We start from the raw sequence: 20,983 nt of genomic DNA, 5'->3' as shown, positions 1-20,983 counted from the left end.
AGCGTACCGGCCTATTCAGCGTACATGTCTTCTATGACGTTCTTGTAATTCTTATTGATAACTCCACGCTTCAGTTTGAGCGTATTGGTTAATTCTCCCGTCTCCATCGAGAAATGATGAGGCAACAGGGTGAATCGTTTCACCTGCTCGTAATAGGCCAATCCCTGCATGAGCGTGTCGATACGCTCTTTCATCATCTGCTTGACCTCGGCATTATTACACAGTTCTTCGCGGTTGTTGAAAGCCACATGATGCTCGCGAGCCCACTCTTCTAGGACGGTATATTCAGGAACTATAAGCGCGGAAACGAACTTGCGTTGGTCGGCTACCACCGCTGTTTGCTCTATATATTTATCGACTAACAGCATGGCTTCCAAATGTTGAGGAGCTATATACTTACCATTCGAAGTTTTAAAGAGGTCTTTGATGCGCTCGGTCAAGAAGAGTTCGCCATCTTTCAGATACCCTGCGTCGCCCGTATGGAAAAATCCGTCTTCATCAAAAGCAGCTGCATTGGTGGTATCGCGCTTGTAGTAACCGGGCGTAATCGTTGGCCCTTTGAGCAAGACTTCGTTGTTTTCGCCTATCTTTATCTCTAGCCCATTGATTGGACGACCTACAGATCCCAAGGTAAATGGTTTACCCTTGTGGTCGCAAGAGACTGTGGCCAGACTCTCGGTGAGTCCATATCCTACGAGCATATCAATGCCAACGGAATGTACAAACTCTTCTACTTCGGGCGAAACATAAGCTCCTGCCGTAGGGAAGATATTGGGATTCTCAAGTCCTATCTGCTTACGCACAAGACTGAGAATAGTCTTATTCATCACTTTATATTCCAACTCAAGTGCCAACGGTACTCGTTTGCCTTTGCTGAGATACTCTATATTGCGCTTCTTACCGACCGACAAAGCATGCAAGAACAACTTGCGTTGCACCGCACTTGAACTTTCCACACGTGCTTTTACAGCTATATAGACTTTCTCCCAAAACCTTGGGACACTGCTCATACACGTAGGATGGGTCTCGCGCATGCTATCCTGTATCTCTTTCGGATTGGTATTGACTATCAACTGTGCACCTGCTGACAAGGATAAGTATGCCCATGCACGCTCAAAAATATGGGCAAAAGGAAGGAAATTGATGACTCTATCCTTCTCACCGACGGGTACACACTCTCCATTCGCTTTGAGAGCAGCAGTATATTGACTGTATGTGAGCTGCACACCTTTGCTATCTCCGGTGCTTCCACTGGTATAAAGGATGTTGCATAAATCGTCGTCGGAAGCTTCTTTCCACAATGCTTCGACCTCTGTCTGGCGAGGAAGGTCTTCTCCAAGTTTTATAAAATCATCGAAATAAATACTTGCAGGGTCGTGCGTACTGATTCTTACGCCACGGTCGAAAACGATGATACGCTCCAAAGTAGGGCATAATGCAAAAATACGATGGGCTCTATCATACTGTTCCTGTTCGCCAACAAAAACAAAACGGATGCTTCCATCGTTAATCATATGTTGTATCTGCTGCTCGCTACTAGTAGAATAAAACGGCACAGAAACAACTTTTATACCATAAGCACCAAAGTCTGTATAGAGGTATTGTACGCAGTTTTGGGCATAAACGGCAATGTGCTCTTGAGGCTTAATACCCAAATTAAGAAGCGCATTGCTCACTTGTTTGACGCGTAAAGAGAATTGATTCCATGAAACAGTCTTCCACTCTCTGCTTCCAAAATTACGATATGTCAACACAGGACGGTTCGCATACTTCTTTGCTTGTTCATGAATAAGGACTGAGAGGTGGCATATTGTTTGCATAATCTAACGATTTTATTTCTTGCAAAGATAGTGTAAATCAGATAGAACAGCAAAAAGATATAATTATTTTATTACTTTTGCCTACACCTATGACACAGAAAGAATATACCAACGAAGCCGTTCGACTGCTCAGCCAACTCATTGCCATCCCATCAACTAGCCGAGATGAGGAAAAAGCATCCGATGTAATGTTTCAAACCATAGCCGATTATGGTTTCTCACCTTGCCGTGAGGCGAACAATGTATGGGCGATAGACCCACACTTTGACAGCTCGCGTCCCACTCTGTTGTTGAATGCTCACCTCGATACTGTGAAACCTGTGGCAACTTGGACACGCAATCCGTTCAGTCCAACGATTAAAGATGGAAAATTATTCGGGTTGGGTAGCAACGATTGTGGAGGCGGGTTGACCACCCTACTACAAACATTCCGCTATCTAGTGGAGCGTCCACAACCTTATAACTTGGTATATTTGGCATCGGCAGAAGAGGAGGTTTCGGGAGCTAATGGTATCCGTCGTGTGTTGCCATTATTGCCATCTATTGATGTGGCAGTAGTGGGTGAACCCACCGGATTACAGCCTGCCATTGCCGAAAAAGGACTGATGGTGCTCGACGTCATAGCTCGTGGGAAATCGGGACACGCCGCCCGTAACGAGGGAGTGAATGCCATTTACGAGGCATTAGACGACCTACTATGGCTTCGCGACTATCGTTTTGAGAAGGTGAGTCCGTTTCTTGGTCCGACAAAGATGACGGTAACGGTTGTCAATGCAGGCACACAACACAATGTGATACCCGATGAATGCAAGATGTTGGTGGATATCCGAACCAACGAATACTACGATAATCAAGAGGTATACGACTTTATTTGCCGACATGTAAAGTCGGAAGTGCATGCCCACTCGTTCCATCTCCGCTCGTCGCACATCGACATTGAACACCCTTTGGTACGTCGCTGTATAGACATGGGCCTTACTCCTTATGGCTCACCAACCCTCAGCGACCAAGCTCTCATGCCATTCCCATCGTTTAAACTTGGTCCCGGAGAGTCATCACGCTCGCATTCTGCCGATGAATTCATCTATATCCAAGAGATGGAAAACGCCATCGACATGTATCAAAAGATACTGGATGGATGCAAGATACCGTTCTACCAACAATTTTGAAAAGCCCTTAATCGGTTCAAAATCGATATAAAATTATACTTAATCAGCTCAATTTGAGCCGATTAATAAGATTTTCTTGCTATCTTTGAGCCGTATAGATAATTACTTTTTACAAATATTATCTATCGCTAGACTCTTTATCTCCCCAACCAAACCTCAGGGTTTAACTTGGCAGTTTCTCTTCTTAATTGGAATTGGAGGATGTTGTCGATACCTACAGCACCTAATGCTTGGCGGGTAGAAACCTTTTGTCCTTTCGTCACACTCACCGATTTCAGGTTGCAATATACCGAGATATAGGCGCCATGACGCACCATAACGACCATCGAACCGGCAAATCCGAATACAGCACTCACCTCACCATCGTAGATGGAACGAGCCATACAGCCCGAATTTCCCTTGATATTGATACCTTTATTATCCAAACTTACGTTCTTCAGACCATCCACTTTATGTTGTCCGAAGTGGCTCACAACCTGATAACTACCAGTAATCGGCATCGGCAATCGACCTTTGTTAGCTTCAAATCCACCACTCATCATACGGTCTACCGTACTGAATCGCTGTGCTTCATTATTCTTTTTCGTAGCATCGGCTATCTCTTTGGCCTCGCGAGCTTCATCTACTCGTGCCTTACGTTCGGCCGCTATACGAGCCGACTCTGCCTCACGTGCAGCTTGTTCTGCTGCTTCCCGACGTTCAGCAGCTTCATTTGCCAACTTCTGAGCACGCTCTTTACTCTCCTTCTTGGCAACATCTGCCGCTGCCTGAAGTTGTGCTTGACGAGCCGCTTCGGCCTCGGCCTTCAACTTAGCCTCACGTTCTTTAGCCTCAGCAATACGACGAGCGTTCTCTCGTGCCGCTGCTTCGGCTGCTGCTTTCCGCCGAGCTAACTCCTCAGCACGCTTCCTTGCTGCTTCTTGAGCGGCCGCCTTACGCTTCGCTTCAGCAATAGCTCGCTGCCGGGCTTTCTCTACTTCAATGGCTATCAAGCGATCAATCTGTGCATTCAGAGCCGCATCTTTCTGGCGTTGTTCGTTGATTACCTTCTGAATCGTCTTCTGTTGATTCTGCAACGAAGCCACTACTTTCTTCTGTTCGTCCTGCTGTCCAATCAACGCCGACTGTTCTTTCTTACCCTTATAAAGCAAGTTATTCTTCTGACTACGAACATCCTGCAACTGCTGATGCTTACTATCCACTTGTGCTTGCTTGGCTTTGACCATCTCGCCTTGGGCTTTTTGGTAGTCGGCATATTCACGAACGAAGCGTAAGCGTCTATATATCTGCGCCAAGTTCTTTGCCGAGAATATAAACATCAGCTTATCTTGTATCGTACTATTGCGTGCCATGTAACGCATAGACTTGATATATTTTGTCTTACGGTCGGCCAATTGTTGCTCCAATGTTTGCAACTGCGCCTTCAATATATCCAAGTTGCCCTCGATATGGTGAATATCTTTCTGAATACCTTCGATATTTTTCTGTCGCTCATCAATCTGAGTATTCAGGCTAATGAGATTTTCCAATCGCTTCTTCACGTCGGCTTGATTGGCTCGCAACTGCTGTTCTTGTTGCTTAATCTTCTTTTGTATCTGCGAGCGCTGACCTTGCAGACTCTTAATAGACGCGTTGGAATAGACGGCTGTCTTCTTCTTTGTCGCCTTTGTAGTAGTGGTCTTCTTCTTTTTAACCGTCGTCTGTGCCTTCCGTTTCTGCGTCTTCACCGTCTTCTTTTGGGCGGGAGCAACTGCAGTAAAAGCTACAGCCAACAATATCAACAGTATCTTCTTCATTTATAAGTTCATGATTTGTTTCAAGATATCCTGTGCTGCAATCTGCTTATATCTATCAGATACAGTCGTCTGTGTATCCCAGTTGCCGTTGGTTGTCACCTCATTCATAGAGATAGAGATTGTAGCTTGCTGTTTCTTCTTGGTAGCTGTGGTGGTAAAAGAGAACACCTGTGTACCGGGGAACGACTTCACACCCACGCTCTTGAAATCGGAATAGTTCCATACCAAGGTCGATGTGCCGTGCTGTGCACTCTTATAGGTGACATCGGTACGCATGATTCGACCGTCATTCTTATCTGCATTCCATTGATAAGTTATGTTACCATCGGTCAAAGTCACGGGCACCATAGCGCCCATAGCCTGCAAATCGACACCATATTTCTTCAAGTTCGACTCTGATACTTTCTGCTGTCCGGGCAAGAACAATTGGTTCCAGAACAATGCCTGTAAACTGTAGAAATTCAAACCGTTATTCTTTAAGAAGTCCAACTCATTGTAATTGGCCTTCACATATTGCTTGTGTAGACGGTCGATGACGAGCACATAGGTTGGTGTAAACTCCAGTCGCCCCACCTCTGTACCCAGCAACGGGATGGTAATCTGCAATCGTATCACCTCATCTTTACGCATACGCAACTGCCCGGGCATTGTAATATCCTTGTCGCCTGCCTTCAAATTGAACGTAATACCGCCTACAATATTCTCCGCATACACTTTGGTGTCGGCCACTTTCTGCACAAATGCCAGTCGTTGCAAGTCGGAAGTAGTCGCATTAGTAGCCTTTCCGGCCGTCTTACCAGATTGGGTGGTCACACCGGCAACGCCTTGTCCTTCTTTTACCAAAGCCTTTTTGCTGCCGCAAGAGGCTAGGAACAAGAGCGCACTCATGCCCATCAATCCTATCTTATAAATTATCTTTGTTCTCATCATACCTATTCTTTGATATATTTCTTCAACTTCAATTTCTTCTGTATCAGCGCACTTGTACTACCCGCCTTGACGGCTTGCTGCCAAAAGTCCACCGCCTTATCAGGTTCATTACACATAGCGTGTATGTCACCGGCATGCTCCAAGACCACCGCACTCACCACCGAGTCGGTGTCGTTCTTGATAGCTTGATCTATATAAATCTTCGATTCTTCGTATCGGCTTTGCAAGAATAGAATCCAAGCATAAGTATCCAAGAAAGTAGAATTCTTGGGTTCGGCCTTCACTGTGCGGAAACTCATCTCCTCAGCACGCTTCAAATCTTGCCCCTCTTCGCTAAGATAGTAAGCATAATTGTTCAGACAACCCACATTATCAGACTTCCATTGCAAACAACTATCGTAAGCTGCAAACGACTCTTGGGCCTGTCCCTTCTGATGAAGTATGTCTCCCATGATAGCATAGAAGTCGGATACAATATCGGGATTGCTACTCGAGTTGATTTGACTCACCCCTTTGCGGAACGTAGACAGCGCTTCATCATTGTTCTCCTTTTGATAATAGGCCAATCCCTTGAAATAGTAGAATGCCATTTCGTCGGGATTATAGAGCAAAGCCGGTTCGCATAGCGCGATAATATCGTCCCACTTTTTCTTGGACCACAACCCTTGAATGAGTTGTAAGCGTGCACCTACGTTATCGGGACTAATACTTAGCACGCGATTCAACGCCCGCTTGACACTGTCTTCGGGCATCTTTTTCAGTGTCATATAGGCTGCTGCCAACTCAGCCACGTCTCCGTCTTTCGGATTATGTTGTAATACGCGGTCGAACAATCGCACAATATCCATACTGTCCTTACCATCTTTCTCGCTCTCCTGAATCAGTTGTCGCATCATGGTGACGCGGTCTTGCGAGCTCGTCTTGCGACTCATCAAGATACGTTCCGTCAATTCGTGCGCTAAAGAATCCTTACCCGTGGCACGATAATAGTCGCGCATAGAACTTTCAGCATACACGTTGTCGGGTTCTTCTTTCAATGCTTGTTGGAATATCTTGTAAGCATCTTTCTGCTTACTGTTCTGCATCAGCCAGTTACCCATCATCACTCGGTAGTTCACATCGCTGGGATGAGCGTCGCAAAGTGCCTTGAGAACTTTGAAAGCCGACTTCTTATCGCCCTTCATCTCGTAGATACGTATCTTCGCCAACGTCATATCCTCACTGTTACCTTCCATCAGTTCCAGTCTGTTGGTGGCGTCAAGCATCATATCGTAGTTCTTTTCGTGCTGATAAAGTTGTATCAACACATTCAGTACATCACTACGGTCTCGATTGTTCTCATATAGTTTCTCAAAAGCAACGATAGCCTTATCGAACTGCCGAAAGTTGATATAGTTCTGTGCTACGTTCTCCTGATAGGTGCTATTCTGCGGATTGAGCGCGGCAGCATGCTGCAAATCGGCCATGGCCAACGTGTCTTCGTGCTGTATACCATAGATACGTGAGCGCAGGAAATAAGCTTCGGCAGCCTCCGGTTTCATATCAATACAACGGTTCAACAACGTCAGTGCCGAGTCGTCGTGATTGGCATTGAGTTGTCGCGCAGCCTCCAAGAAATGAGCTTCGTAACTGTTACGAATGACAGCCGGTATGGTATCAACCGTAAACTTAGGTTTGGTTGTATGTATATCGTTGTCGGCTAGGGCAGGGTATAAGATGGCTGCACCCATGAAAGCCGCCAATAAAGATATCAAATGCTTCATATTCTATCTCAGTTTCGCAATGATGCTCACCTTTGGAGTTATCGGAAATTAAGGGAAGTTAGTCGCTATGCGTCGGAGTTAACAGACGTATGACTATATATAAAAGACCAAATTATCGTCTGTTGACTACAAGTCTCTCAGAGACTTTCACTCCTGTTGACTCCCGCTTACTTCTAAACTTGCGAAAGTTTATTATATTTATTTCACTCCGGTATGTCCGTATCCGCCCACACCACGCTCGGTTTCATCAAGTTCTTCCACCAATTCAAACTCGGCTTGTTCATGACGTGCTATCACCATTTGGGCAATACGCTCACCGTCGTTCACCGTAAACGGTTCGTTGGAAAAATTGATCAGCAGCACCATAATCTCGCCACGATAGTCAGCATCCACCGTTCCCGGCGTATTGAGTACCGTGAGTCCATGCTTCAAAGCCAGTCCACTGCGAGGACGTATCTGCGCCTCGTAGCCTACAGGCAGGGCGATATGCAGCCCCGTGGGGATGAGTCTGCGCTCCAAAGGTTTGAGAATGATGGGCTCATCGATGTTTGCCCTGAGATCGAGTCCGGCACTTTGCGCCGTCGCATATTGCGGTAATGGCTGACGACCGGTATTTACTACTTTTATCTTCATACTGGATACTATATCTTGCAAAATTAATCAATTCTGTCTGAATAGTTCCCTTTTTCATCTTAAAAAAGAAAAATAGGGATGTCGTGATGTGCCTTTTGGCACACTACATAGCAGGTTTCCACATGTTTTATAAAACCTTTAGCCTCTATAAAAGGCCCATTTTCAACTCCCAAATCATACCCTATTGTTGGGGAGAATTACATTCGCTTCCACATATTACAAATCCATGATGATAGAAAAGTCCCACCCCAGCCCTCCCCATAAAGGGGAGGGAGAAAGAGAATAATCTTTTCTGTCGCTACAGAGGCCTCACCCCAGCCCTCTCCAAAGGGAGAGGGAGAAAGAGAATAATCTTTTCTGCTTCATAATTTAAGAACTTATTAACTCGAAAACTTAATTCCTATTCCCCTTTTTATTCCCCTCCCCTTTTGGGGAGGGCTGGGGTGGGGCTGTTGCAGCGCCTCTTCAACATTGCTGCCTCGGCCATGCATAAAAACTGGGGAGGTTAGGCAAGATTGCTGTTATGCCCTTGCAGTAATGTGATAAATTACAAAATAATTGACCATTTAGTCTTTACTTCCCTATTAAATCAGTATCTTTGTCACGAAATATTTTTTAGATGTAAGTCAAAACAATAAAGTTTTAATTTTTTAGATGAACGTAATTACAAAAACAGTTCAATTGCCTGATGGAAGAACCATCACAATTGAGACCGGAAAAGTTGCAAAACAAGCCGATGGTGCTGCGGTACTCCGCATGGGCAACACCGTACTCCTCGCAACCGTTTGTGCAGCTAAGGATGCCGTTCCGGGTACAGATTTCATGCCTTTGCAAGTAGATTATCGCGAGCAGTACAGTGCTGCCGGTCGATTCCCCGGTGGATTTACCAAGCGCGAAGGCAAAGCTAGTGACAACGAGATTCTTACTTCACGTTTGATAGACCGTGCACTACGTCCCCTTTTCCCCTCTAATTACCATGCTGAAGTTTATGTACAAGTGATGCTTCTTTCAGCCGATGGCGTAGACCAACCAGATGCTCTGGCTGGTTTTGCAGCTTCTGCAGCCATGGCTTGTTCAGATATTCCCTTCGATTATTTTATCTCTGAGGTTCGCGTAGCACGCATTAATGGTGAGTACGTGATTAATCCTACTTTCCAACAGATGGCAGATGCCGATATGGACTTGATGGTGGGTGCTACTAAGGACAACATCATGATGGTGGAAGGTGAGATGAAAGAAGTCTCAGAGCAAGATTTGATTGGTGCATTGAAGGTTGCTGCCGAGGCTATCAAGCCTATGTGCGAGTTGCAAGACGAACTCTCTAAGGAGTTGGGCAAAGACACCAAGCGCGAATATTGCCACGAAGTGAACGACGAAGATTTGCGTAAGCAGATGAACGACGAGCTGTATCAGCCCGTATATGATATTAACAAGCAGGCTTTGGAAAAGCACGTACGCCACGATGCTTTCGACAAAATACTGGCCGACTTCATCGAGAAGTACGATGCAGCTCATACCGATCTGACAGCCGATGAGCTGGAAGAAAAGCATGCCGAAGCTGCTCGCTACTACGAAGATGTATTGCGCGATGCCATGCGTCGTTGCATTTTGGACGAAGGAATACGCTTGGATGGTCGTAAGACTACCGATATTCGTCCTATTTGGTGTGAGGTTTCGCCTCTTCCAATGCCTCATGGAAGTGCGCTCTTCCAGCGTGGTGAGACCATGTCTCTGTCTACTTGTACACTTGGTACAAAGCTTGACGAGAAGATGGTGGACGACGTATTAGAGAAGAGTTACATGCGTTTCCTCCTTCACTACAATTTCCCACCGTTCTCTACAGGCGAGGCTAAGGCTCAACGTGGCGTAGGTCGCCGTGAAATCGGGCACGGTCACTTGGCATGGCGCGGTCTGAAGGATCAGATTCCAGCTGAGTTCCCCTACACAGTTCGCTTGGTAAGCCAGATTTTGGAGTCTAACGGTTCTTCTTCTATGGCTACCGTATGTGCCGGAACATTGGCATTGATGGATGCCGGTGTACCTATGAAGAAGCCTGTTTCGGGTATCGCTATGGGATTGATTAAGAATCCGGGCGAAGACAAGTTTGCTATCTTGAGTGATATTCTCGGCGATGAGGACCACTTGGGCGATATGGACTTCAAGACCACCGGTACAAAGGATGGTTTGACAGCTACTCAGATGGATATCAAGTGCGACGGTTTGAGTTTTGAAATCTTGGAACAAGCCCTGATGCAGGCAAAGGCTGGACGCGAACATATTCTTGGTAAGATGATGGAAACCATCTCTGAGCCACGCGCAGAAATGAAGCCACAGGTTCCTCGTATCGAGGCTTTCGATATTCCTAAGGAATTTATTGGTGCTATCATCGGCCCCGGTGGAAAGATTATCCAGCAGATGCAGGAAGATACGGGCGCTACGATTACCATTGACGAGAGCGACGGTAAGGGTCACGTACAGGTATCGGCTCCTAACAAAGACGCTATTGATGCAGCGTTGGCTAAGATTAAGGCTATCGTGGCTATCCCCGAAGTAGGTGAGGTTTACGACGGTACTGTTCGTTCGATCATGCCTTATGGTTGCTTCGTAGAGATTCTCCCGGGCAAGGACGGATTGCTCCACATCAGCGAAATCGACTGGAAGCGTCTTGAGACTGTCGAAGAGGCAGGCATCAAGGAAGGCGATAAGATTCAGGTGAAGTTGGTTGATATTGACCCCAAGACTGGTAAATACAAGCTCTCTCGCCGTGCATTGTTGCCTAAACCTGAAGGTTATGTAGAGCGCGAGCGCCGCCCTCGTCGCGAAAACAACGGCGAACGCCGTCCTCGTAGAGATGGTGATCGTCAGCTACGTCACGAGCATAACGAGAACAACGACTAACTATCGTGTACAGAACTCACGTCGAACATTCATGTTCGATGCTGAAGTTATCGGGAGATAACGGAAGATAAAAGGAGTTAACAGACATTTGTCCGACAACTCCTGCTAACTTCCAATAACTTCTCATAACTCCAAATTACACACCAACTTGCGAAAAGCATATATATAATAAGGTGTAATAAATCCTCCTCATGGTTTGCTGAAAACTGCGAGGAGGATTTTTATTTTTGCTAAAATATTTGCATGTATTGTTTTTTTTATTATCTTTGCAATATCGAATGAGATATATTTTTTAAAATAAACATTATACATTAAAATAAAAACGAACTAGATTATGAAGTTAAATGAAATTTATCGTTCTACTAAATGTGGAAGCCTCGTAGAAGTATTGAATCCTACAGATGGTGAGTTGGCTTGTTGTGGCGAACCTATGGAGCTCCTAAAAGAGAATAGTGTAGACGCAGCCAAAGAGAAACACGTACCTGTTGTAGAGAAGATTGAGGGCGGATACAGAGTAACTGTTGGTTCTGTAGCTCATCCAATGTTGGAAGAACACTCTATCCAGTGGATTGAACTCATCGCTGGCGATATGGTAATGCGTAAATACTTGAAGCCGGGTGAGGCTCCTGTAGCTGAATTCAAGACTGACGCTACCGATGTTTATGCTCGCGAATATTGCAACCTTCACGGTTTGTGGCGTTCATAATACTGTAGAAATATAGAAACTCCCTGCAATCATTCATAAGATTGTAGGGAGTTTTTTTATTGATATACGGGGCAAAATGGGATTCATCCGTGAAATCATATAATAGTATGGGCATTAACAGTCCGTAGAACTACCCATTTCATAGCCGTGGGCTTTTAAACCTACGGTGTTGTGTGATGGCAAGTATTCAGTCTGCTAAGACTACCCATCAGCATAATTATCAAAGGGGGAGTCTTTCAGACTCGAATACCTTTACCCTTATTTCCGTAGGTTTTCGCTTCGCTCCAACACTACGGCGATTGATAGGGCTGTCCTCCGGACAGTCATTATTCCATCACGCAATTCTTCGGATGAGTGTAATATTTTATAGAAAAACTATTGTATTTGCCTTATATGATTTTGTATATTTGCACATTATTGATTTATAGATTGCCTTTTTGACTAAACAATTTGTCTATGAATTCATAGATACCGTGGCCTCGCGGAGCATTTATTACTTTTCCCTCTGGTGTTATCAGTATCTTTGTGGGAAACTGCAATACGCCATATTGTTGTGTAGTCTTGCCGTCTTTGGGCTGTATGAGATTAAGCCATGACAACTCATGTTTATCAATACACTGTTTCCAGCTATCTGTCTTGTCGTTGCAAGCCACACCGATAACCATCATTCGGTCTTGGTATTGTGTGGCATATTGTTTCAGCCTAGGTAGATCCTTGACGCATGCTCCGCACCAAGTTCCCCAAAAATCCAAGAGTATATACTTGCCACGATAGTCGCTAAGACGATGTATACGACCGTTCGTATCGGGCAAAGCGAAGTCGGGAGCAGACTGGTTTACAATACCGGATTCGGTCTGTTGAGCCTCTTGTACTTTGTTTTCGAAGTCTCTTTTCCATTGCACCAAATCGTAAAAAAACTCTTTCAGTCGTCCTTGCTGTATATCGGGCGACAGCTTCTTATACGTCTCTTCCATCTCGTCGCTCGTCAACAAATAATTTGTTCGCCATTCTGACAAGGCTATGACCGCATTTTCTGAGTCAGCATGAGCCAATGCGTAGTCGATGATAGACTCTCGTGTAACCGGCTTGTCTTTGTCTCTTATAACGTGGTTGAGCGTCTGTTCATATACTTGATAGAAGGAGCTGCCCGCAAGATGGCCTTCTTTGTAATCTAACGTTTCCCCCGGAACGGCCAAAAAGCGTTCTATCTGTTCATGGTTGATATTTCTCAGTGCGGATAACGATACAATGTCTACTAGCGTGGAAGTTTTGATGGGAAGTAGGAAGTCGAATGTTCCGTTATGTCGAATAATGGTATCAGCGTATTCCGGATGCATGGGTTGCATTACAACGAGGGTGTCTCCCCACGTTGTTAATGTTCCATGGAAATGGAAATCGTTGTTTTGAGCAGTTGTACCTTGTAAGCATAAAAAAGCTAGAATAATAGTGAAATAGATGCGTAAACCTTTCATGAGTTATAGTTATATTATATATAAGTGTCGGAAAAAAATGTAGATAATAACTTGAAATACAGTAAATAAAGGCAAAAAAATCCCAACAATCGAGCAAAAGATTGCTGGGTGAAAGAGGATTTACTTCTTTTCTTGTTGCCAAGCTTCCTTGCAATAAGCCCAACCCTTGGTATCGTAGAGTTTGGTTAGATTGCCTTCGCGCTGCTTAAACGAATTGAAATCTTTCTTATCATTGGCTGTCCAGCCAGTCTCAGCCATTGCCGCGAGACGAGGAAGAAGCTGATATTCTGCCACAGATGCACATGGAATATACTCAGTCCATAGGTTAGCTTGTACACCCACTACATGCTTCTTCAGATTAGCAGAAGCGTCGTCGGGCACCGGATTATAACTATATGTCTTCTCTACAGGGAGGTTTCCACCAATCAACAAGAGGTTGCTCTTGTCCTTTGTCTGATAATAGTCGAGATAATAGTAAGTGGTAGGCGACATGATAACATTCAGACCACGATCAGAAGCGGTCTTTCCGCCCTCAACACCACGCCAACTCATGACGGTAGTAGCAGGGTCTATGTCATCGCCTTCAAGTATTTCATCCCATCCAATAACGTTGCGTCCCTTACCCTTAAGGTATTTAGCAACACGGTTCAGGAAGTACACTTGCAATTGAGCTTCGGCCGAGAAACCATTCTTACCGGTGATGTTGAGATCCTTAATACGCTTCTGACAGAGTGGACATTTCTCCCAACGAACACGCGGAGCTTCGTCTCCACCAAGATGTATGGTCTTAGATGGGAAGATATCGCAGAGTTCGTCAAGAACGTTTTCTACGAATTTAAATGTCTCTTCTTTACCTGCACAGAGGATATCAGGGAATACTCCCCACTCTTCAGCTACTTTGTAAGGACCACCGGTACAACCTAATTCGGGATAAGCACGCAATGCTCCAAGCATGTGACCGGGCATATCTATCTCAGGAATTACAGTTATATAGCGCTTAGCAGCATAGTCTACAATCTCTCGCATCTGCGCTTCTGTGTAGTACATGCCCTCACCATAGGGAGTACCATCGTACAATCCACTACCATAATGTCCCGCCAATGTCTGCTCACGGATAGCACCCAACTGTGTCAACTTAGGATATTTCTTCACTTCCATACGCCATCCCTGATCCTCGGTAAGGTGCCAGTGGAAGGTATTGAGATTGTGGAGAGCCAACATATCAATGTATTGCTTCACAAAAGAAACTGGGAAGAAGTGACGAGCACAATCCAACATACCACCACGATAGCCGAAACGAGGTGCATCGGAAATCTTTGTTGCGGGCAAGTTGACGCTGGCCTCAGTACCTACGGGCAATGATTTGCGTAGTGTCTGGATGCCGTAGAACACACCAGCCGGGGTTAATGCCTCGATAGTGACGTTCTTTCCGTCTACCGTTAATTGGTATCCTTCATTATTGGTGAGCTTCTTATTTAAGCGTAATATGATGTTTCCACTCTTTGCTTTGGTTTTACCTTGAGCCACGGAAACTTGGATTCCGGTGGTCTCTTTGATGAAATCAGCCAAGAATTGAGCATTGCGCTGCATGTCAGCATCGGCATCTGCAACGATAACAGTGTTGGCATCGAGCACAAAAGCCTTACCTTTGACCATCTCAATGTTTTGAGGTAGCGGCACTACGTTGTAGTTAGCATCAGCTGCCTGCAATGATAATGAGGCCATCATGATAGCTACTGATAATAATGTTTTTTTCATGTTTATAGGTTGATTAAATAATACTGTTCTTCTTAGTGAACTCAATAATCTCAGGGATGTAGCCAAATGCGAGGCCGGTTACGGTGTCAGCGCATCCGTAATAGATGGCTACGCGACCGGTTTCGGGGTCGTGTAACTCGGCACAAGGGAAACAAACGTTAGGTACATCGCCCATACATTCGTAAGGAGTTTGCGGTGTGATGAGGTAAGGACCGCTGCGATAGATGGGTTTCCAAGGCTGTTCAAGGTCGAGAAGAGCCGAACCAAAGGCATATACATAGCCGTTACAAGAATGCAATACACCATGGTAGAAGAGCAACCAACCCTCACTTGTTTCAATAGGAATAGGTCCGGCACCTATCTTCATACACTGCCAAGCACTCTGTTCAAAGGGAGCCGGTGCCATAACATGGCGATGGTGCCCCCAGAATTCCATATCAGGCGATTCGCTGTAGAAAATGTCTCCAAAAGCCGTATGCCCAGTATCGGATGGGCGACTCAACATGGCGAAGTTGCCATTGATTTTCTTTGGGAATAGTACACCGTTACGGTTATAGGGCAAGAAAGCATTTTCCAGCTGGTGGAAAGTCTTGAAATCCTTGGTCCAAGCCACTCCGATGGTAGGTCCATGATAGCCATTGCACCATGTTACATAGTAACGATCCTCGATAAAACAAACGCGTGGATCGTATCCATACACCCATTCGCCTATCTCGGCATTGTCACATTCAAAGCGAAGAGGTTCTTCATTGATGTTCCACTTTACACCGTCGTCGCTGAAACCAACGTGTAATACCATGCGTCGATTAGTGTCGTCGCAGCGGAAAACACCCGCAAAGCCCTTACCAAAGGGTACTACTGCACTATTAAATATACTGTTGCTGGTAGGCAAAAGGTCGCGTGGAATGATAGGATTGCGCTCACTACGCCATACGGTTGTCTTACAGTTGGCGGGACGTTCTTCCCAAGGCATGTTGGGCAATGGCTGCCCTTGGATGATAAGTTTTGTCATAAGGTTATTGAGTTTTTATTTCTTATGTAATTGAATAATCTTATTTTTGGTCTTCGTAAGTGAATGGAACAAACTTCGTAATCAGCAAAGCCGGGATGGTACATACCAATACAAAGACGAAAAACATCTTGTATCCGATGGCATCACTCACCAATCCGCTGAGCATACCGGGCAACATTACGCCCAGATTCATGATGCCGCTGGCGAATGCATAATGCGACATTTGGTGCTTACCGGGTGCTATCTGTTGCATCATAAAGAGCGTCAAACCTACAAATCCGAATCCATAACCGAAGTATTCGAGCGTGATGGCACTACCGATGAAGAACATATTCTCTGGCTGTTCAAACGCTAAGAAAGTGTAAGCCACAAATGGTAGGTTGAACACCAAGGCTAGCGAGAAGAGCGATTTCTTCAATCCGCGGTGGGCAATGTAATATCCTCCGAGGATGGAACCGATGACAAAGGCTGCCGCTCCAAACGTTCCGTAGCACAGACCGATTTGTTGTTCTGTCATTCCTAGGCCTTGATCGGCACGTGAAGCTTTCAGGAATAACGGCACAATCTTCATCACGAAGCCCTCTGCAAAGCGATAGAGAATAATAAAGAAAACGTAATAAATAATGTGTTTCTTTTGGAAGAACTCCACGAAAACACCCCATAATTCGGTCAACGACTCCTTTAATGTCTTACCGGTTTCAGCTTGTTTCCCCCCCGAAGGGAGTATAAAGATGTGATAAACGCCCAATACTACCATGATAACAGCAATGATGAGCATGATAATCGTCCATGCCTGAGCCACTCCGTAATGGTCGATGAAGAAGCCAGCAAGATACACCAAGCCACCCGTTGCAGCTAATTTGGCGATATTGTAGAATGCTCCTTGCCAACCAATCCATTGTGCTTGCTCCTCGTTATTGAGCACCGACATATACGTTCCGTCCGCTGCTATGTCGTGGGTAGAACCACTTAGCGCCACCACAAAGAGCATAGCAATGGTGATAGCGAAGAAGTCGGGCAGGTGTAAAGCAAATGCTATAAGGGCAAAAAGGAGTCCGGAAAGCAACTGTGTCAATACTACGAAAAACTTCTTGGTGCGATACATCTCTAAGAAAGGACTCCATAGAGGTTTCAATGTCCATGGAAGCATGATGCTACTTGTCCAAAATGCAATCTGCGTATCACTCACGCCGAGTCCTTTATACATCAATGTGCACACCATATTGAGTACCACAAAAGGCATTCCCATGGCGAAATATAGGGTCGGAACCCATGCTATCGGACTGATCTTCTTTTGATTTTCGTTAGTCATCATGTTCCTTTATTTAGCGTTTAGACAGTTCACGAGTACATCGGTCTTACCATCATCAATAAGTTTCAGCACCAGTTCACCGAACAAAGTGTTCTGCCATGCAAACCAAGCACGCGAATAATCCTTCGCATCGTCTTTGTTGAAAGACTCGTGGATAAATCCTGTTCCGGCGTCAGTGGTCAGTAACATGCGCATACATTGGCTGATTTCGGCATCGTCTTTCGATGTGAATGCCTTCATCATAATGCTCATCGGCCACACCATATTCAATCCAACGTGTGGTCCACCGATACCTTCACCTGCCTTACCGCGGAAGAACCATGGGTTATCTTCGCTCCAAACGAAACGTCGAGTATTCTGATAAATGGGGTCGTCAAGGCTTACATCGCCCAAATAACCCATACCTAAGAGACTTGGAACATTCGCATCGTCGGCCAACAAGTGGTTTCCAAATCCGTCAACTTCAAACGCATAGATCTTTCCATACTTCGGATGATTGTATACAGCGTACTTCTTTAAAGCTGCCTCTACTTCGTTGGCGAGTTCTGTACATGCCTTTGCCGTGGTCTCATCCTTATTCACTTTGGTAAGAATCTCTGCTGATTTGCGTAATGAACTTACCGCCATGAAGTTAGAAGGAATAAGGAACGGATAGGTCGTTGCATCGTCCGAAGGACGGAAAACAGACGCTATCAGTCCTACAGGCTTCACCGGTGCACCGTAACCTCCCCATCCCACGGTATCGTAAGTGCGGTCGGTGACACGTAAGAAATGGTATGTACCGCAATCGTTCTTGCGTTGTTGCTCCTTAAAAGTCTTCAGTACGTTGGCGATGGCGGCTTGCCATTCCGAACCAAAGATGCTGCTGTCGCCCGTCACGAGCCAATAGTAATAAGCCAGACGAATGGGATAGCAGAGCGAGTCAATCTCGTATTTGCGCTCATACACCTCTTTCTTCATATCGGTCTCATCGTTCTGCCAGCCGTCACCCGTTGGTCCGGGATTGAAAGCATTGGCATACGGATCGATATTAATACACTTAAACTGGCGCAAGATGACACCGCGAATCATCTTGGCAAGCTTCTTATCTTTCTTGGCCAACTGCACATAAGGCCATACTTGAGCCCCCGAATCGCGCAACCACATGGCATGTATGTCGCCCGTATAGACGAATGTATCGTCATCACCCGACGCATTGCTGTAGTGTACGGTGGTCTCTAAGGTGTTTGGAAAGCAGTTACCAAACATCCAAGCAAGCTTCGGATTACCTGCCAGAAGCTTTTGTACTTCCTTAATCTTTTTATCCACAGCCTCCGATCGGAACAGTCTTTCGCTCTCAGGGTGCCGTTTCGATACGTAGTTCGTGGTATTATCAGGAACTACGGTCAAGTATCTTTGCTCTACTTTTACGTCTTGTGCCCATGTCTTCGTGGTGGGCATAGCAAGCAGCAAACCCATGCTTGCTGCTGTTAATAACTGTTTATTACGATTATTCATATCTTCTTTAAGGTCTGTCTTTCTTTGCTGTACCGAATGTAGAAGGCTTGTTGCCCATGGTGAATTCCAATGTTCCACCCTTCACGATGTCGGTATAGTTGATGTACGACTTCGTATATTTCTTTCCATTCAGTTTCACCGACTGGATATAGATATTCTCCTTGCTGTTGTTAACCGTCGTGATACGGAAAGTCTTTCCGCTGCCTACGTTCAACGTAGCTTCATTCCAAATGGGTGAACCGAATACATATTTACCACCGGATGGGTCTACTTGATACAAGCCCATGCTTGAAATCACGTACCAAGCCGACATAGCACCCACGTCTTCGTTACCGCTCAAACCATCAATATCGGTGGTGTACATCTCGTCCATGGTCTGTCTCATGAGCTTGGCACCCTTCCATGGCTGTCCCACATAGTTGTACATATAGAGTACATGGTGACTTGGCTCATTGCCATGAGCGTATTGTCCAATCAAACCTGATATATCCGGAGAAGCCTCTTCACCAAGATCACCTGTCACAACGAACAAAGAATCAAACTTATTCACGAATGCTTTCTCCGATGGGAACAAGTTTACGAGGCCGTGAACATCCTGTGGTACGAGCCAAGTATATTGCCATGCGTTGCCTTCTGTATAGTCGTCTTGGCGGTGAATGGTCTTGAATGGGTTGAATTCTTGACGGAATATACCCTTGGAATCACGTCCGCGCATGAATTCTACAGTTGGGTCGAAGAGGTTACGATACGACTGACTGCGCTTGGTAAATAGCTTGTAGTCGGCTGTCTTGCCCAAGAGCTTCGCTACTTTGGCCACACCGGCGTCGGCAATGGCGTATTCCATGGTCTTAGCCACGGTCTCCATGGTCTCGTCTTTGTCGTAAGGTATGTAGTTGTATTGCTTTAAGAAACTCTGTCCGCGGTCGTCTTTAAGCGATGTGTTCTTCAAGGCTTCGAAAGCAGCAGTGCGGTCTTTCACAAAACCTTTGAGCACTAAGTCGGCCAACATGATGCTTCCGGGATTACCAACCATACAGTCTGTCTCATTACCTACAAGGTGCCAAACGGGCAGTTTGCCTTGTTCGCGGTAGATATTCATGAAAGTTTGTGCCACATCGCCCATCAGTTTAGGCTGAATCAAGGTCATTAGCGGCCCCCATGAACGATAAGTATCCCACAGCGAGAAAGTGGTATAGTTGACAGAATTACCACTGTGTACTTGTCCGTCTGCACCACGATACTGTCCATTCACGTCGCTGAATACCGATGGAGCGGTCATGGTGTGGTACATAGCTGTATAGAAAATAGTCTTTTGAGCTTCGTTGTCGCTTTGCACGGTGATACGACTTAATTCGTCTTGCCATGCCTTTTGTGCATCAGCCACCACTTGATTGAAGTTCCATCCTGCGATTTCTGCTTTCAAATTTTCTCGTGCATTCTCTACACTTACGGCCGATAAGCCGACCTTTAGAAGCAGTGGTGTACCATTGTTTTCAAATGCAAAAACACCCACAGAGTCTTGATTCTGCACCAATTTCACCGGCTGTGAAAACTCGACAGCAAAATACATCTGCTGATTCTTGGCCCATCCGCTCGACATACGATAACCGCTGATGGTGGTAGCACCGTCTTGTGTGAACTTGCAACTGGTCATTTTGTCCCATCCAATACCCTGTTTCAGGTTCAAAGCGATAAGTCCTTGTTTCACGTTGGCACCGTAATAATAACGGTGAAAACCTGCACGTTTGGTAGCGGTAAGCTCCACCAACACGTTGGGATGCTGCAATTTCACGGTGTAATAGCCCGGACGAACGGTCTCGGCAGCATGTGAGAACTTCACATCTTTCTGGTTTTTGTCGGCCACAGGCAGAAAAGCAATGTCGCCCAAATCACCGATTCCGGTTCCACTCAAGTGGGTATGACCGAACCCTACGAGCACAGAATCGCTGTAATGATAGCCCGAACACCAGTCCCAACCACGGGTATATTCCGTCGGACCTAGCTGTACGAAGCCGAAAGGCACGTTGGCTCCCACGAATACATGCCCGTGACCACCTGCCCCTATCATCGGATTGACGTAATCAATTGCTTGTTTTTCGTTATTCTGAACAGTCGCCATAAGCCCCATAGGCACAATAATGGCTAATGATAACAATATTTTTTTCCTTAATATCATGACTAGGCTTTATAGTTTATAATGACTGCAAATATACTAAA

At 45.6% G+C, this 20,983-nt stretch carries 14 protein-coding genes; 3 read left to right on the top strand and 11 right to left on the bottom strand.

What is annotated here, in order from left to right; genetic code table 11:
- Positions 1-11 precede the first annotated feature (11 nt).
- The gene (locus HMPREF0671_RS01330; protein ID WP_036896228.1) at positions 12-1,820 is read right to left on the bottom strand and encodes a long-chain fatty acid--CoA ligase; all 1,809 of its coding nucleotides are present in this window, start codon (positions 1,818-1,820) and stop codon (positions 12-14) included.
- A gap of 89 nt (positions 1,821-1,909) precedes the next feature.
- Between HMPREF0671_RS01330 and HMPREF0671_RS01325 the strand changes: the two genes are divergently transcribed.
- A complete protein-coding gene (locus tag HMPREF0671_RS01325) occupies positions 1,910-2,989 on the top strand; it encodes a M20 family metallo-hydrolase (protein ID WP_036896227.1) in 1,080 nt (359 codons plus the stop codon).
- 137 nt (positions 2,990-3,126) lie between these two features.
- On the opposite strand, the gene HMPREF0671_RS01320 is transcribed toward HMPREF0671_RS01325, so the two are convergent.
- The 4 genes from HMPREF0671_RS01320 to dut all read right to left on the bottom strand — a co-directional run bounded on the left by HMPREF0671_RS01320 (position 3,127) and on the right by dut (position 8,111).
- Positions 3,127-4,785 (bottom strand): peptidoglycan DD-metalloendopeptidase family protein, encoded by a 1,659-nt coding sequence (locus HMPREF0671_RS01320; RefSeq protein ID WP_036896226.1) that lies wholly within the window; start codon positions 4,783-4,785, stop codon positions 3,127-3,129.
- The gene (locus tag HMPREF0671_RS01315) at positions 4,786-5,712 is read right to left on the bottom strand and encodes a DUF4292 domain-containing protein (protein ID WP_036896281.1); all 927 of its coding nucleotides are present in this window, start codon (positions 5,710-5,712) and stop codon (positions 4,786-4,788) included. It abuts the gene before it with no gap.
- Positions 5,713-5,717: 5 nt separating this feature from the next.
- Positions 5,718-7,478, bottom strand: coding sequence for a lipopolysaccharide assembly protein LapB (locus HMPREF0671_RS01310; RefSeq protein ID WP_232223150.1), 1,761 nt, complete (start codon positions 7,476-7,478; stop codon positions 5,718-5,720).
- A gap of 198 nt (positions 7,479-7,676) precedes the next feature.
- Positions 7,677-8,111, bottom strand: a complete 435-nt coding sequence (gene dut / locus HMPREF0671_RS01305) for a dUTP diphosphatase (RefSeq protein WP_036896225.1) — start codon at positions 8,109-8,111, stop codon at positions 7,677-7,679.
- Between the two features lie 654 nt (positions 8,112-8,765).
- Here dut and pnp point away from each other — a divergent pair.
- Both pnp and HMPREF0671_RS01295 read left to right on the top strand, forming a co-directional pair.
- The gene (gene pnp, locus HMPREF0671_RS01300; RefSeq protein ID WP_036896224.1) at positions 8,766-11,009 is read left to right on the top strand and encodes a polyribonucleotide nucleotidyltransferase; all 2,244 of its coding nucleotides are present in this window, start codon (positions 8,766-8,768) and stop codon (positions 11,007-11,009) included.
- 331 nt (positions 11,010-11,340) lie between these two features.
- Entirely contained in the window at positions 11,341-11,715 is a 375-nt protein-coding gene (locus HMPREF0671_RS01295) for a desulfoferrodoxin (protein WP_036896223.1), read from the top strand.
- 422 nt (positions 11,716-12,137) lie between these two features.
- On the opposite strand, the gene HMPREF0671_RS01290 is transcribed toward HMPREF0671_RS01295, so the two are convergent.
- From HMPREF0671_RS01290 to HMPREF0671_RS01265, 6 genes are all read right to left on the bottom strand, one after another.
- Positions 12,138-13,187 (bottom strand): redoxin domain-containing protein, encoded by a 1,050-nt coding sequence (locus HMPREF0671_RS01290; protein WP_036896222.1) that lies wholly within the window; start codon positions 13,185-13,187, stop codon positions 12,138-12,140.
- A gap of 120 nt (positions 13,188-13,307) precedes the next feature.
- Positions 13,308-14,945 carry a beta-N-acetylhexosaminidase gene (locus HMPREF0671_RS01285; protein WP_036896221.1) on the bottom strand — a complete coding sequence of 546 codons (1,638 nt, stop codon included), beginning with the start codon at positions 14,943-14,945 and terminating at the stop codon, positions 13,308-13,310.
- A 13-nt stretch (positions 14,946-14,958) separates the two neighbouring features.
- A complete protein-coding gene (locus HMPREF0671_RS01280) occupies positions 14,959-15,957 on the bottom strand; it encodes a glycoside hydrolase family 130 protein (protein ID WP_036896220.1) in 999 nt (332 codons plus the stop codon).
- A gap of 40 nt (positions 15,958-15,997) precedes the next feature.
- Complete coding sequence (locus HMPREF0671_RS01275; protein ID WP_036896219.1) at positions 15,998-17,272, bottom strand: MFS transporter; 1,275 nt, start codon at positions 17,270-17,272, stop codon at positions 15,998-16,000.
- A gap of 6 nt (positions 17,273-17,278) precedes the next feature.
- Positions 17,279-18,727, bottom strand: a complete 1,449-nt coding sequence (locus HMPREF0671_RS01270; protein ID WP_052052748.1) for a glycoside hydrolase family 125 protein — start codon at positions 18,725-18,727, stop codon at positions 17,279-17,281.
- 46 nt (positions 18,728-18,773) lie between these two features.
- Positions 18,774-20,942, bottom strand: a complete 2,169-nt coding sequence (locus tag HMPREF0671_RS01265; RefSeq protein WP_036896218.1) for a GH92 family glycosyl hydrolase — start codon at positions 20,940-20,942, stop codon at positions 18,774-18,776.
- Between the last annotated feature and the right edge of the window lie 41 nt (positions 20,943-20,983).

Origin of the sequence: Prevotella sp. S7 MS 2, assembly GCF_000762865.1 — a bacterium.
Lineage (GTDB): Bacteria > Bacteroidota > Bacteroidia > Bacteroidales > Bacteroidaceae > Prevotella.
Note: the sequence above shows the minus strand (reverse complement) of the source record. Positions and strands in the feature narration are given on the sequence as shown.